This window comes from Streptomyces sp. NBC_00038 (genome assembly GCF_026343635.1).
In the GTDB taxonomy this organism is placed as follows: domain Bacteria; phylum Actinomycetota; class Actinomycetes; order Streptomycetales; family Streptomycetaceae; genus Streptomyces.
Genome location: NZ_JAPELQ010000002.1, coordinates 300,656 through 314,998, shown reverse-complemented (window position 1 = coordinate 314,998; position 14,343 = coordinate 300,656). Strand labels below are relative to the sequence as shown.

The following is a 14,343-nucleotide window of genomic DNA, read 5'->3' as shown; positions in this document are numbered from 1 at the left end:
GCAATGACCCTGAGCACCACCCAGCGTGTCACCTCCGGCGTGACCACCCAGCCCGTCACCACGGCCGAACTCCCTCCGGCACGCTACGAGCCACTTCTCGACGGCGTTCGTATCGCGGTCCTCGCCCAGGCTCCGGGCGTCGGCGCGCACTGGAAGGTGACCGAACTCGGCGACGGACAGGCCCTGTTGGAGATCGGGACGGACGGCGGTCCGGCCGCGACGGAGGTGAGGATGAGCGTGCCGCTCGGCGACGCGGCCGGCTACTGGCACCCGGGCGCCGGCTGGGAGCGCACCCTGGTCGCCGACTGGGCGGGCCGCTCGCGCGTCAGCCTCGTCGACGGCACCGCCGCGGGCTGTCTCTACGACCACGACGGCCGTACGCGGCTCACCTTCGCCGTCGCCGACCCGGTCCCCGAGACCGATGTCGTCTTCGGGGTCTCGGAGGAGAACGACACCCACGTGGTGCACCTGCACCTGGCTCCCGCGCCCGACGGCGGCCCCCGCCGCATCCTGCTGGCCCGCTCGGCGCCCACGGTCGCGACGGCCATGCGCGGGCTGCGGGAGTGGTTCGCCGCGCAACCGCACTGTGCCCCCATGCCGGTACCCGACAGCGCGCGGGCGCCCGTCTACTCCACCTGGTACGCCTTCAACCAGCGCGTGGACGCCGCGTCGGTCGAGGCCGAGGCCCGCCTCGCCGCATCCCTCGGCTGCGAGGTGCTCATCCTCGACGACGGCTGGCAGGAGTACGGCAGCGGCCGCGGTTACGCCGGGTGCGGCGACTGGCGCCCCGACCTGACGAAATTCCCCGACTTCACCGCGCACGTGGCCGCCGTGCGCGCGCAGGGCCTGCGCTACCTGGCCTGGGTCGCACCGCTCCTGCTCGGCCCGGGCGCGGACTGCGCCGACCGGCTCGCCGCCTACGCCCCCGCACCCGCCGGCGTCCCGGGCGCCCAAGTGCTCGACCCGCGCCGCCCCGAGGTCCGCGACCACGTCATCCGCCTGTGCACCCGGCTGGTCGCCGACCACGGCCTCGACGGGCTCAAGATCGACTTCCTGGACGAGGCCATGGCGTACCGCGGCGACGGCGCGTACGCCCACCACGAAGGCACCGACATCAGCGATGTCGGCCAGGCCATGACCGTCCTGCTCACCGACCTGCGCACCGCGCTCGAAGAACTGCGGCCCGATGGCGAGTTGCTGCTGGAACTGCGCCAGCCGTACGTCGGTCCCGGCATGGCCCCGTTCGGCAACATGCTGCGCTCCTTCGACTGCCCGGGCGACGCCACCGGCAACCGGGTGCGCACGCTCGACACGGCCATGCTCGCCGTCGGCGGCGCGGTTCACGGCGACATGCTCCTGTGGGACCGCGACGCGCCCGCACACGCGGTGGCCCGGCAGCTCATCGGCTCCCTGCACAGCGTCCCGCAGATCTCCGTACGGCTGACCGACCTGTCCCGCGAACACCGCGAGACGCTGGCGTTCTGGCTCGCCGAGTGGCGGCGGCTGCGGCCGGTGCTGCTGCACGGGGACGTCGAGCCCGGCCGGCCCGACGACCTCTACACCCTGGTCACCGCGGCGCGTGGAACCGCCTGCGTCACCACCGTGCACAGCGACCGCGTCGTGCCCGTCGACACCACCGCGTACGACGACATCACCCTGGTCAACGGCACGGCGTCGGACCGCCTCGTGATCGAGGTGACCGGTGGGCAACGCCCGTTGCGCATGACCGTCCGTGACGAGTGTGGCCGTATCATCGACGACTGCGAACGGTCGCCGGTACCGGGGCTGCACATCGTGCCCGTACCTCGCTCGGGGCTGGTGGCACTACGGGTGGCGGAGGGAAACGCATGAAGGTCGGCATCACCGAGGTCGCGGACCGGGCGCAGGTGAGCGAGGCCACGGTCAGCCGGGTCATCAACCGGCGTCAGGGTGTGTCGCGCAAGACCCGTGAGGCGGTCGAGCAGGCGATGGCCGACCTGGGGTACGAGCGGCAGACGCGGGGTCAACTCATCGCGGTCATCACCGAGTTCGTCTCCAATCCGTTCTTCGCCGACGTCTGCGAACGCATCGAGTCCACCCTCGCCCCGCACGGCCTCAAAACGATCCTGTGCCCGTGCTTCCCCGGCGGAGTGCAGGAGCTGGACTTCGTGACCTCGCTCGCCGACCGGGGCGTCGCCGCCGTCGTCTTCCTCTCGTCGAGCAACACGATCGAGGGTGCGGACCCGGAGGCGTACGAACTCCTGCGCTCGCGCCGGATCCCGTTCGTCGGGGTCAACGGCCAGTTCGAGGGCGTGAGCGAGGCGCCGGTCTTCTCCACGGACGACCTGCTGGCCGCCGAACTCGCCGTCGACCACCTGTACCGGCTCGGCCACCGCCGCATCGGCATGGCATCGGGCCCCGTGGGCAACCGCCCCGCCGACCGCCGGGTCAGCGGCTTCGTCTCCTCGCTCGCCAGACGTGGCGTCGAGGACCCGGAGCAGTGGGTGGTCCGGCAGTCCTACACCGTCGAGGGCGGCCAGTCCGCCGCGATCTCGCTCCTCGGCCGCGGCGCCACGGCCATCGTCGCCGCCAGTGACTACATGGCCCTCGGCGCGATCCGCGGCGCGCGCCGCCAGGGGCACGAGGTTCCGGGCGATGTGTCGGTCGTCGGCTACGACGGCGCCATGATCATGGACTTCGTCGACCCCCCGCTCACCACGGTCCGCCAGCCGGCCGACCGCCTGGCCTCGGAGGTGGCCCGCAGCATCCTCGCCCTGGTCGGCAACCGCGACGTCCCCGTCGGCGAACTCCTCTTCGACCCCGAACTGGTGATCCGCGCGAGCACGGCGGAGCCTCGGACGCGGTGAGGGGGTCAGCCTGCTGCTGATTGGCGCGGTTCACTCGGCGTCGAGGTGGTGGTTGGCCCACCTGCCCGAGGCGACTGACGTGTACTTGCTGCCCTCTGAGTTCGGTGCTGGTTCGGGCTACGGCCCGCTGTGGATCAGTGACGCCCACAGGTGTGGTCGGCCGGAGTGCTCGGTGCGCAGACGCTGGATGACGCGGTGGAGCACCATCGCCGCGTGATCGGCGGACGGCGTGTCCGGCATCAACCGGTAGAAGTGGTCGGCCGCGCCGGCGGCGACGCGGTCGTCCAGGGGCCAGAGGCTTGCAACTACGTGCCGGAACCCGGCCAGTTGGAACGCGGAGGCGAGGTGGATGGACTCGTCCGCGTGCCGTCGGCCGACGTGTCCGGTGGAGCACGCGGAGAGGTATGCCAGTTCGGCCTCGTGGAGGTTGAGGCGACCGATCTCCGCGATGGACAGCACGCCGTCGTGGAGGTGCAGCCCGCCCTCGGACGGCGCGTCGGGGTCGGTGCCCGCGTGGCAGGCGAAGTGTGCCCAAGTCGCCTTGGGGAGCGCGCCGGTCACACGGGCGGCGGTGGCCCGCTCGTTGGTGAGCAGCGGCATGTCGGGATGGGCGGCGTGCAGGCTCGCCGCCTCGGCCGCGGTGGCCGGCAGGTCCGGCAGACCCGGGGTCCGGTCGAGGGCGACCGTGAGTCGGCGCAGGGCCGTCGCGGCCGGGCGGCCGTGTGCACGGGCAAGGGTGCGCAGGGTGGGCGTGTACGACGAGATCACCCGGTCCAGCGCCCCGGCCTCATCGGGGTGCCCGGCAGCGTGCAGCGGCAGCAGCGCGAGCGGTCCGGTCGGCATCCACCACACGCGGGGCAGTACTCCGTCGTCCAGGCGGAGCCGGTCCTCGATCGCGTCGAGGACCGGCTCGACCGTCGTGTCCCACAAGCGGCCGAGCAGCTTCGTCAGCACCCGTTGACAGCGCAGCTCGCCGGTGAACGAGCCGGCGTTGTGCGTCGCTTCCGTCAGCTCGGCGGCCCACGCCTCGACATCGGACAGCCGTAGTTCGGGCAGGGGCACCGGCAGCAGGGGCCCGTCGGCGGTGACGACGATGGCGTCGCACTGCTGCCGGCCGGCGTTGAGCAGCACGACCGCCTCACCGTTGGCGGTCGGCCGCAGCCGGGTCCACCTCAGCGGGAGCAGGAACCGGTCCAGGCCCGGCAGTCGGCGGATCTCCGTCAGTACGGCGTCGTGCTCGGCCCACAGCCGTTTACGCCGGTCGACATGGTCGAGGTCCTGACCGTCGGGTGTGGCCATGGCCGGGGGGTCCGGCGCGTTGAGGGCATCGCGGACCCGGCTCAGCCGGCCGGCCAGTGCCGGGTGCTCGGCTTCGAGGTCGCCGAGGGGTGTCCGCAGCGCCAGCCGGGACGTCAGCAGGATCGACCGGCCCAGCTCGGCGGCCTGGACCGCGCCGCCCGGATCGTCGAGGGCACAGTGCACGGCGATCGTCTCGCCGACCAGTCCGCTGTTCGCGCCGAGACGGTACTCGTGGTCCGCCGCCGAGGTCTCCCGTGCCGCGACCAACGGCAGCAGCTCCACCGCCGTGTCGAACAGCAGCCGGGCGGTGTGCGGTTCGTCCAGTACATAGGCGAGCCGGCCGACCGCCCAGCAGGCGCGGAGCCGGTCGAACGGGGGCGACGTCGTGGCCGCGAGCGCCTCCTCCGCGAGCCGGACGATCCGCGGCCGGTCGACGGCGCTGCCGGTGTCCCACCGCCTTGTGTGACAGGTCGCGAGGAGGTAGATGCGTGAGGCCCGCCTGGGATGGCCGGCGGGTGTGGCAGCGACGGTCCCTTCCGCGGCGTCGACGGCGCGGTCGAGGTCGGACGGGTTGCCGGTCCGCCGGAACCGCAGCCGGTAGGTGTTGCCGAGGTTGAAGAGATGCTGCGCGCGGTCCGGATGGTCGGCGGGGACGGCGTCGGCTGTCTCCCGCGCCAGGTCGACCGCGCGGTCCAGGTCGGCCGGATCACCCGAGCGCTCGTACCGCGCCTGATAGGACCGTCCGAGGTTGTAGAGGCGCAGCAGTCGGTCGGGGTGGTCCGCGGGTGTGGCCGCGAGCGCCTGGAGCGTGAGGTCGACGGTGTTGTCGAGGTCGGCGCCTCCGCTCCGGCCGGACCGCGCGTGGTAGGCGGTTGCGAGGTTGGACAGCGATGTGGCCCGGTTCGGGTGGTCGTCGGGCGTGGCGGCCACGGCCTCTTCGTGATGCGCGACGGCCCGGTCCACGTCGTGAAGGCTGCCGCTGCGCTCGAACCGTTGTTTGAGAGCGTTGCCGAGGTTGCTCAGGCGCATCGCACGGTCCGGGTGGTCGTCCGGCGTGGCGGCCACCGCACGTCTCCCGGCGTCGATGGCCGCGTCCAGGTCGGGCATCTCCCCGGTGCGGGTGAACCGGGACCAGCGGGCGACGCTGAGGTTGGACAGGTGCCTTGCCCGGTCCGGGTGGTCGTCGGGTGTGGCGGCCACGGCCTGTTCGTGATGTGCCATGGCCCGGTCCAGATCACCCACGTCTCCCAGCCGTTCGAACCGCCCCCGCAGGGCCGCCGCCAGGTTGGAAAGGCCCTTGGCCCGGAAGGGGTGATCGGCTGGTGTGGCGGCAATCGCGCGTTCCAGGCTCTCGACGGCCCGGTGCATGTCGCCGGGGTCCCCCTTCCGGTCGGACCGCGCGTCGTACGCGGTGCCGAGGTTGGACAGGCGGTGGGCGAGATCCGGGTGGCCGTCGGGTGTGGCGGCCACGGCCTGTTCGTGATGTGCCACGGCCCGGTCCAGATCACCCACGTCCCCGAGCCGGTCGAACCGCGCCCCGTACGCGGTCCCGAGGTTGGACAGGAGCATCGCGAACTGGAGATGGCCCCGGGGAGCCGTGGCGACGGCACGACCGAGGTGCCCGATGGCCCGGTCCACGTCGGCCAGACTCCCCGTCCGCTCGTACCGCGCGAGGTACGCCATGCCGAGGTTGGACACGTAGGTGGCGCGGCCGGGAGCGTTGTCCGGGGCGGCGACCACCGCGTGTTCGTGGTGGCCGATGGCCCGGTCCAGGTCGGCCAGGCTCCCGGTCCGCTCGAAGCGGTCGTGGTAGGCGACGGCGAGGTTGGACAGGGCGGTCACTCGTTGCGGGTTGGCGGTGTCGGCGGCGGCCTGTTCCCCGAAGGCGATGGCGCGGTCCAGGTCCGCCGGACGGCCGACCCGTCCGAACCTTGCCAAGTAGGCGGCGGCGAGGTTGGTGAGGATGGTCGGCCGGTTCGGGGAGTCGGAGGGGGTGATGGCCGTGGCCTGCTCGCCGGTGTCGATGGCTCGGTGCAGGTCCGCGATGTGCCCGGTCCGCTCGAACTGCCGTAGGTAGCCCACAGCGAGGTTGGTGAGAGTGGTCGGTCGGTGTGGGGAGTCGGCGGGGGTGGCGCCCATCGCCTGCTCGCCGGTGCCGATTGCGCGATCCAGGTCCGCCGTGTGCCCGGACTCCTCGAACCGCAGCAGGTGGCCCACGGCGAGGTTGGTGAGGATGGTCGGCCGGTTCGGGGAGTCGGAGGGGGTGATGGCCATCGCCTGCTCGCCGGTGCCGATGGGGCGGTCCAGGTCCGCGGTATGTCCGGTCCGCTGGAACCGCAGCAGGTGGCCCGCGGCGAGGTTGGTGAGGATGGTCGGTCGGTGTGGGGAGTCGGCAGGGGTGGCGCCCATCGCCTGCTCGCCGGTGCCGATTGCGCGATCCAGGTCCGCGATGTGCCCGGCCCCCTGGAACCGCAGCACGTAGCCCGCGGCGAGAGTGGACAGGTGGAACGCGAGGTTGAGGTTGGCGCCGGGCGTGACAACAGCCCGTTCGCCGAACTCGATGACCCCGTCCAGGTCGCCCGGGTGCCCGACCCGTTGGAACCGCAGGAGATGGGTGGCGCTGAGGTTGCCCAGGATCAGCGCGGAGTTCGGGTCACCGTCGTGGAGGGCGGCCACGGACTCTCGCCCGATACCGATCGACTGGTCGGCGTCGTCCTCCTGTCCCGTCAGGGCGTACAGCGCCCGATGGGATTCGGCGAGGTTGTACAGGCGGGTGGCGCGGCGTGGATGGTGGTGCGGCGTCAGGGCGACGATGTCCTGGAACGACGAGACGCAGGTGCCCAGCAGGGTCGTATCACCGGACTGGGTAGCTTGGTTCAGCAGGTCGACCGCCTGCTGGTTCAGCTGCTCCGGATCGGGCTGGTGGTCGGAGAACATCACCCATGAGACTATCGGCCAACTGACGGAAGGAGGAGCCCTGGTGGACGCCGAACGATCGGCACTGACCACGCTGTGCCAGGAGTTCGACGCGCTGATCGGCGAGACCAGGCTCCACTCCACGGAACGTCAGGAACTGCTGGAACGGATCGTGTCCGAGGCGCGGGCCCGGCGCCCGGTGCTCACCCTGCTGGGCCAGTTGCTGAACACCGACCGTGAGACCACTCTGCGCACGCTCGCGACGGGGCTGCCGGGAGCCGGGCTGGGCATCGCCCGTCAGGAGACCTTCCGCTGCCCGGACGGCGCCTGCGACCGGACGGCGGTGCCACCCCCGGCGGGTGCGATCCCGCGCTGCGCCGTCATGGGTCGGCCCCTGGAACGGGGGTAGCGCGGGTGGGCGGCTTCTTCCAGCAGTTGGCCAAGACGCTCGCCGACCGGTGGATCAGCCTGCTCGTGCTGCCCGGTGCGTTCTTCCTCGGCGCGGTGTGGCTGTCCGTCAGCCTCGGCCATGGCGACGCGTGGAACGTCGCGCTGTTGACCCGGCGGGCCGAGAACGCCGCCACCACGATCGCGGACCAGCCGAGCGGGGCGCAGGCACTACTCGTCGTGACCGTACTGGCGGCCGCCTCCGGCGTGGGCTTCGTCGTGCAGGCGCTGGCCGGCATCACCCGGCGCGCCTGGCTGGGCCAGTGGCCCCGCCCGTTCGTCGCGTTCGCGGCGGCGCGGACCGTGCGCCGACGTTCACAGTGGTACCGGCTCGTCGAGGAACGCCGGGATCTCGAAGCCGCGAGCCCGGGCACACGCACCCGCGAGCAACAGGACCGGATCGACACCGTGGCCGACCGCGTCACCCGACTGGCCATGGCCGAACCGGGCAGGCCGACCTGGATGGGCGACCGGATCCACGCCGTGGAGTCGATCGCGTACCACCGCTACGGACTCGACCTGACCTACGGCTGGTCCCGGCTCTGGCTGGTCCTCCCCGACCCCGCACGTACCGAACTCACCGCCGCGCACTTGGCGTTCGCCGCCGCGGTCGCCACCGGAACCTGGGCCCTGCCCTACCTCCTGCTCACCGTGGTGTGGTGGCCGGCCGTGCTGGTCGCCGCGGGCATCGGCCTGACCGGGTGGGTCCGCGCCCGAGCCGCCGTAGCCGACTTCACCACCCTGACCGAGGCCACCCTCGACCTGCACGGTCGTACGCTGGCGGCCGCGCTGGGGGTCGGCGACCCCATGGAGGGGACCGGCCCGCTCACGATCAGCGAGGGCGAGCGCATCACCGACCTCGTGCGGAAGGGCCGCTAGTTCGACGGCACCGACCACGCTCGCCACACGGAACGGGGCAGCTTGATCCGCTGCTGCATCGCTGTGCTTGCCCTGACGCCGCCGCACAGGGGACCGTAGCCGGTCCGCTGTAGCATGAACCGGAAATTCACCGCCTTTCTGGGAGTCGAGCGATCGAGATGGCGTCGAGCCCCGGCACAGACCGGCCCCCGTTGCGCCGGGATGCCGAGGCCAACCGTCGTCGTGTCCTGGTCGCAGCCCGTGAGGTGTTCCGGGAGCGGGGGGTGGAGGCGAGCCTCAGTGACATCGCCGCTCATGCCGGGCTGGGCCTCGGGACCGTGTACCGACGCTTCTCGAGCAAGGAAGAGCTGGTGGACGCGCTCTTCGACGACATGGTCGACACCCTCGCGGCTGCGGCGGAGGAGGGTCTCGCCGACCCGGATCCGTGGCGCGGACTGGTGACGAGCATGGAGAAGGCCTGCGAGGTCCAGGCCTTCGACCGGGGATTGCGCGAGGTGATGCTCGGCGCCTCGGCCGGCCCGAGGCGACAGGCCCAGATCCTCGCCCGGATCACGCCCACGATGGATGCCCTGATCAGCCGGGCGAAGGAACAGGGCGCGCTGCGTGCGGACGTGGTGCCCTTGGACATCCCCATGATCCAGCTGATGGTGGCCGCGATCACCGACCGCACCGGGCACCCCGACCTGTGGCGCCGGTATCTGCGGCTGCTCCTGGACGGCCTTCGGTCGGAGCCCGGCGCGGCCTCCGACCTGCCCGAGATCGCCATCGGTGACACCGGGTTCATGGACGCGCTCGACGAGTCGAGCGACCGTCAGGCCCGCGAACGGGCTCCTCGCTAGGTCCCCGTCTCGGGCGCAACGGGTCCGCGGGATCCGCCCGCCGCCCGGAGGCACCGCCCCCCATCCCTCGTACTCAGGGCACCTCACTGTCTGCTGCGCTGCCCGCCCACGCGTGGCGCTGAGCCCTGCCCGCACTAAGTGGGAATCGAATTCCCACTTAGTGCTATCGTGCCTCAGGAAGTGGGAATCGATTTTCCACTTGTTGTGCTCGGACTATCAGAGGAGAGTCATGGTCAAGGAAGAGATCAAGAAGGCGGCCAGGAACAAGAAGCCCAGGAGGGCCGGTATGGGACTCGCGACGGCCGTGGTGCTCGGGCTGGCGCTGACGGCCTGCTCCTCGGACAGCGGGAGCACGGCTGCCGACGCGTCGGCCTCGAAGTCGACGGAGTGCCCGGCCTCCCAGGCGTCGGGTGCGGCGGCCGGGCAGGCGGGTTCCGGAGCCCCGAGCGGCGCGGCCGGCGGTGCGTCGCTGTCCTTCGCGAAGACCGTGAAGGCGAGCGACACGAGCACGAGCACCGTCATCGACCCGACCGGTGCGCAGATCCAGTGCGGAAAGGTCGAGGTCGCCACGCACAGCGACGTCGTCTACTCCACTCCGACGGCCAACGGCAAGAAGGCGGAGCTGAAGCTGGATCTCCAGGTCCCCGAGACCGACGGCAAGAAGCCGCTCGTCGTCTACATGACCGGAGGCGGCTTCGCTATGGCGGACAAGACCGGCAACCTGAATCAGCGGACGTACGTCGCCGAGCAGGGCTACGCCGTCGCCAGCATCGAATACCGGACCGTCACCAGCGGCGCCACCTACACGGAGACCCTGCAGGACGTGAAGTCCGCGATCCGCTACCTGCGGGCGCACGCCGACGAGTACGGCATCGACCCGGCGAACGTCGCGGTGTGGGGGCAGTCCGCCGGCGGCTATCTCGCCGCGATGACCGGAACCACCAACGGCGTCAAGGAGTTCGAGGCCGGCGAGAACCTGGACCAGAGCAGCGACGTGCAGGCGGTCGTCGACGAGTTCGGTCCCGGAGACCTGTCCAAGACCGCCTCCGACTTCGACGCCGCGACCCAGAAGACGTACCTGGCCGCCGGTACCAGTTCCGCGCAGTTCGTCTTCGGCGCCGGCACCAAGAAGTCCCTCGATGACGACCCGAAGGCGATTCAGGCCGCGGACCCCAGCACGTACGCGGACTCCTCGGACCCCGCCTTCATGTTGCTGCACGGGAGCGACGACCGGCTCGTCTCACCGAGCCAGACCCTGACCCTGCACAACACGCTGCGCGCCAAGGGCGTCGACAGCACCCGCTACGTCCTCGAGGGCGCGGACCACGGTGACCTGTCGTTCATGGGCGGCGACTCCTCGGCCGGGCTCAAGTGGTCGACGGAGCAAGTGATGGGCGACATCGTGACGTTCCTCGGCAAGCACCTCGGCAGCTGACCGGCCCGATCTGGTCGCACAGAAATATCGCCCCGCCCCGTCACTCGAAAATTCGTGGCCGCCGACCAGGCGTTTTTGGGTGAAGAGAAGTTCACTAGTCGAACACTGCACGGCACTCCTCCCGCTCCGCTCCCACCCAAGGGGTCGACGATGACTCTTCCCGGCACCAAGGACGCACATCCCCGGCACACCTTCCGTTCCGTCTTCCCGGTACTGGCCCTGTGCTGGCTGGCGGTCTTCTTCGACGGCATGGACGTCAACATCTACGGGGCCGTCATGCCGCACATGCTCGAGGACGACGGCCTCGGCCTGACCTCCTCGACCGCGGGCACCATCGGCAGCTGGACCACCTTCGGCATGCTCATCGGCGCCCTCACCGCGGGCAACATCACGGACTGGCTCGGCCGCAGGCCCATCCTGGCGTGCAGCGTGACGCTCTTCTCCCTCGGCTCCGCGCTCTGTGCGATGGCCGGAACAACCACACTGTTCGGCGCCGGGCGGTTCATCGCCGGTCTGGGGCTCGGCGGTCTGATGCCGCTGTGCCTGGCCATGGTGATGGAGTTCGCCCCGCCCCGCAGGGCCGCACTCACCACCGGGCTGCTGATGACCTCGTACCACGCAGGTGGTATGGCGGCGACCGTCCTCGGACTGACCGTCGCCCCGTCGGCGGGCTGGCGCTGGGTGTTCTGGGCCGGCGTGCTGCCGGCCGTGATCGCCGTCCCCCTGCTGCTGAGACTCATGCCCGAGTCGCCCGCCGTCCTGCTCTCCCGGGGCCACCGCGAGCAGGCCGACCGGGTCGCCGACCGCTACGGCCTGCCCCGGCCCACACCGGTCGCGAGCCCGGCGGCCGGAGCCCGGGGCCGACTGGACGCCGTCCTGGCGCTGTTCCGCCCCGAATCCCGTTGGGCGACCCCGCTGTTGTGGCTGGCGTCCTTCTGCGGACTGCTCCTCGTCTACGGCGTCAGCACCTGGCTGCCCACCATGATGAAGGCCTCCGGCTACGGAATGACGTCCTCCGTGAGCTTCCTGCTGGTCATCAACGCGGGCGGAATCGTGGGCATGCTGATCGCCGGCCGGGCCGCCGACCGCTTCGGTCCGGTACGGGTATCGGCGATCTGGTTCACCCTGACCGCGGCAGGCGCGCTACTGCTCCAGTCGCACCTGCCGCTCGGGCTGACCTACGCCGTGGTGGCGCTGACCGGCGTCTGGCTGTTCAGCGCTCAGGTGATGGTGTACGCGACCTCCAACTCCCTCTACCGGGACAGCGAACGGGCCACCGGACTCGGTTGGGTCACCGGTGTGGGCCGCGCGGGCGCCGTCGTCGGACCGTCACTGGTCGGTACCCTCGCCGCCAACGGCAGCGAGAGCTGGGGCTTCACCGCCTTCGCGCTGGCCGGGGTGACCGGCGCGGTCGCCATCGCCCTGGTCCCCGCCGCCGGCCGGCTCGACAGCCGTGCCCGTACCGGTCCGATGCCGGCGACCGCTGCGTCGGACGCCTGAAGGGTTCTACGTGAACGACGTCAGGCTCAGACGGATCTCGGTGGGTGCGGTGTCCTGGATGTACGAGGCGAAGTCGGCCACGTCGTCGAAGGCGAAGCCGTACGCCTTGCCGTCGGCCGTGGCCGCGTGCACGGCCTTCGCGTAGTGGTTGGTGAGTGAAGTCCCGTAGAAGGAGGCCGGGTCGGTGGTCGGCTGGGAAGCGGTGCTCACCAGCGTCGTACGGTTGAACGCCGCGCCCAGCACAGCGGCAACCGGCCCGGTCGTACCGTCGTTGGGGGCGGCGAGTGCACCGTCGCAGAAGAGGACGTCACGGGTGGACGGCTTGGCGAAGGAGGCGGTCGCCGGTCCGGTGAAAGAGAGGGTGCCGCCGCCGACCCGGCCGGTGAAGGCGCCGGCGTTGGTGGTGATCGTCAGGTCCTTCCCGGCGTAGGTGCTCCAGGCCTCGTCGATGTACGAGGCGAAGTAGTCCTTGGCGAAGAGTCCGGCGTCCAGTCCGTGTCCGGGCGCGATGACCCGCACATCGTCCACGACCAGCGGGGCGAACGCGTCGACGGCCTTCACCGCGGAGAAGACCTTGTCGCGCCCGCCCGTGATCAGCGTGCCGGTGGTCTGATCGGCGGAACCGGTGAGCCGGATCGCCATCGGCACGCTGAACATGTCGACCATGGTGGTGTTGCAGAACATCCCGGCCGCGTTGTACGTGAACTCGGCGCAGTCGTGCAGCACCTCGTAGTTGGGGTCGGAGGTGACCCAGCCCGCCGGGTACTGGAGCGCCGCGTTGCCCGCGCCGTCGGTCACGGCCTTGAACTTCAGCTTGCTGCCCAGCGCGACGTATATACGGCCCGACATGTACGGGATCGACAACGTTGTCTCGCCGCTGGAGGCCAACGGGATGGCGTAGTCGGTGAATCCGTCGGAGCCGTTGTCGGACAGCGCGATGGGCGCCAGGGCGCCGTCGGCGGTGACCCGCACCTGCTGCCCGCCCTGGTTGCCGACGATGTAGACGTGGACGGACGAATTGGCGTACGCGCCGGTGGAGTTGGAGATGGTCAGTGGGAGTGCTCCCGCGGCCTTCGTGCCGGAGCCGTCGGGGACGACCGCTCCCAGCGCGCGAGGCGCGACCAGAGCGAGGCCGGGGCCCGCGACTGCGGCGGCGGCGAGTGAGGCGAACATCCTTCTGCGGGTGATCATGTCTGTCTCTGTTCCTGTCCGGTGCGGGGGGATGTGGTGCTTGCGGGCCGAGCGTGTACGGGGCCGACTCACTCCCAGGCAGAGACGCGCACGTAGTCGACCGTCATGGTCTGCGGGAACGTGGTGGACGCGTCGGGTTCGCCGGGCCAGTTGCCACCGACGGCGAGGTTGAGGATCAGGAAGAAGGGGTGGTCGAAGACCCACTTGTTGGCGCCGGCGTCGGCGGGTGTCCGGGTTTCGTACGCGGTGCCGTCCACGGACCACGTGATGGCCTCCGGTGACCACTCGACGGCGAAGGTGTGGAAGCCGTCCGCGAACGCCTGGCCGTTCGGCAGGGTGTAGGGGGCACCCAGGCCGCCGGAGCCGGAGTAGCCGGGGCCGTGGATCGTGCCGTGGACGGTGCCGGGTTCGCTGCCGACGTTCTCCATGACGTCGATCTCGCCGCTGTTCGGCCATCCGACGCTGCCGAGGTCGTCGCCGAGCATCCAGAAGGCGGGCCAGATCCCCTTGCCCCGGGGGATCTGGATGCGGGCCTCGAAACGGCCGTACGCCTGGGTGAAGGTCTGGGCGGTGTTGAGCCGGGCGGAGGTGTACCTGCAGGGGCCGTACCAACAGCTCAGGCCGGAGGAGGAGTTGGCGGCGCGGGCGGTGATCACCAGATGGCCGTTGCCGTCGAGCGCGGCGTTGTCGGTGCTGTCCGTGTAGTACTGCAACTCGTTGTTGCCGTTGCCCGAACCGCCGGTCTCGCGAGTCCACTTGGTGGCATCCGGCGCGCTGCCGGCCCCACCGTCGAACTCGTCCGACCAGGTCTGGGCGCCGACGGCGGCTTCGGCCCGGGGAGTGGCGGGGCCGGTCAGCGACAGGCCGACGGCCGTGATGAGAGAGGCGGCCACCAAGGTGGCCAGCCCGCCCAAGGGCAGGGATCGTGAGCGATGTGCGGCCATACCGAACCTCATTGTGGGGGGAGGGTGATACGGGTGGGGGAGCCGAA

The 14,343-nt window shown here is 71.0% G+C and carries 9 protein-coding genes and 1 pseudogene; 7 read left to right on the top strand and 3 right to left on the bottom strand.

Annotated features, from left to right (window positions below):
* Positions 1 to 3 precede the first annotated feature (3 nt).
* Together OG219_RS44540 and OG219_RS44535 are read left to right on the top strand one after the other, a co-directional pair.
* The gene (locus OG219_RS44540) at positions 4 to 1,851 is read left to right on the top strand and encodes a glycoside hydrolase family 36 protein (RefSeq protein ID WP_266836906.1); all 1,848 of its coding nucleotides are present in this window, start codon (positions 4 to 6) and stop codon (positions 1,849 to 1,851) included.
* Positions 1,848 to 2,846, top strand: a complete 999-nt coding sequence (locus tag OG219_RS44535) for a LacI family DNA-binding transcriptional regulator (protein WP_266836904.1) — start codon at positions 1,848 to 1,850, stop codon at positions 2,844 to 2,846. The genes OG219_RS44540 and OG219_RS44535 overlap by 4 nt, the downstream gene beginning before the upstream one ends.
* 117 nt (positions 2,847 to 2,963) lie before the next feature.
* Here OG219_RS44535 and OG219_RS44530 read toward each other — a convergent pair whose 3' ends face one another.
* Positions 2,964 to 7,082 carry a CHAT domain-containing tetratricopeptide repeat protein gene (locus OG219_RS44530; RefSeq protein ID WP_266837942.1) on the bottom strand — a complete coding sequence of 1,373 codons (4,119 nt, stop codon included), beginning with the start codon at positions 7,080 to 7,082 and terminating at the stop codon, positions 2,964 to 2,966.
* Between the two features lie 43 nt (positions 7,083 to 7,125).
* Between OG219_RS44530 and OG219_RS44525 the strand changes: the two genes are divergently transcribed.
* The 5 genes from OG219_RS44525 (at position 7,126) to OG219_RS44505 (ending at position 12,161) form a co-directional block, all read left to right on the top strand.
* Positions 7,126 to 7,470, top strand: a complete 345-nt coding sequence (locus OG219_RS44525; protein ID WP_266836902.1) for a hypothetical protein — start codon at positions 7,126 to 7,128, stop codon at positions 7,468 to 7,470.
* Positions 7,471 to 7,475: 5 nt separating this feature from the next.
* Complete coding sequence (locus OG219_RS44520; protein WP_266836900.1) at positions 7,476 to 8,387, top strand: hypothetical protein; 912 nt, start codon at positions 7,476 to 7,478, stop codon at positions 8,385 to 8,387.
* Positions 8,388 to 8,545: 158 nt separating this feature from the next.
* On the top strand, positions 8,546 to 9,226 hold the full coding sequence (locus tag OG219_RS44515) for a TetR/AcrR family transcriptional regulator (RefSeq protein WP_266836898.1): 681 nt from the start codon (positions 8,546 to 8,548) through the stop codon (positions 9,224 to 9,226).
* Between the two features lie 229 nt (positions 9,227 to 9,455).
* Complete coding sequence (locus OG219_RS44510) at positions 9,456 to 10,661, top strand: alpha/beta hydrolase (protein WP_266836896.1); 1,206 nt, start codon at positions 9,456 to 9,458, stop codon at positions 10,659 to 10,661.
* A 150-nt stretch (positions 10,662 to 10,811) separates the two neighbouring features.
* A complete protein-coding gene (locus tag OG219_RS44505; RefSeq protein ID WP_266836894.1) occupies positions 10,812 to 12,161 on the top strand; it encodes an aromatic acid/H+ symport family MFS transporter in 1,350 nt (449 codons plus the stop codon).
* A gap of 6 nt (positions 12,162 to 12,167) precedes the next feature.
* Here the strand turns inward: OG219_RS44505 and OG219_RS44500 are convergent, their stop codons facing one another.
* Entirely contained in the window at positions 12,168 to 13,352 is a 1,185-nt protein-coding gene (locus tag OG219_RS44500) for a glycoside hydrolase family 64 protein (protein WP_266836892.1), read from the bottom strand.
* 83 nt (positions 13,353 to 13,435) lie between these two features.
* Positions 13,436 to 14,296: pseudogene (locus OG219_RS44495) on the bottom strand (family 16 glycosylhydrolase); the annotation flags it as partial.
* Positions 14,297 to 14,343: the final 47 nt, after the last annotated feature.

Bases quoted from the DNA above. Each gene is read 5' to 3' on its own strand.
- OG219_RS44510 (WP_266836896.1), top strand. From the start codon at position 9,456: ATGGTCAAGGAAGAGATCAAGAAGGCGGCCAGGAACAAGAAGCCCAGG.
- OG219_RS44500 (WP_266836892.1), bottom strand. From the start codon at position 13,352: ATGATCACCCGCAGAAGGATGTTCGCCTCACTCGCCGCCGCCGCAGTC.
- OG219_RS44505 (WP_266836894.1), top strand. From the start codon at position 10,812: ATGACTCTTCCCGGCACCAAGGACGCACATCCCCGGCACACCTTCCGT.
- OG219_RS44515 (WP_266836898.1), top strand. From the start codon at position 8,546: ATGGCGTCGAGCCCCGGCACAGACCGGCCCCCGTTGCGCCGGGATGCC.
- OG219_RS44535 (WP_266836904.1), top strand. From the start codon at position 1,848: ATGAAGGTCGGCATCACCGAGGTCGCGGACCGGGCGCAGGTGAGCGAG.
- OG219_RS44530 (WP_266837942.1), bottom strand. From the start codon at position 7,082: ATGTTCTCCGACCACCAGCCCGATCCGGAGCAGCTGAACCAGCAGGCG.
- OG219_RS44540 (WP_266836906.1), top strand. From the start codon at position 4: ATGACCCTGAGCACCACCCAGCGTGTCACCTCCGGCGTGACCACCCAG.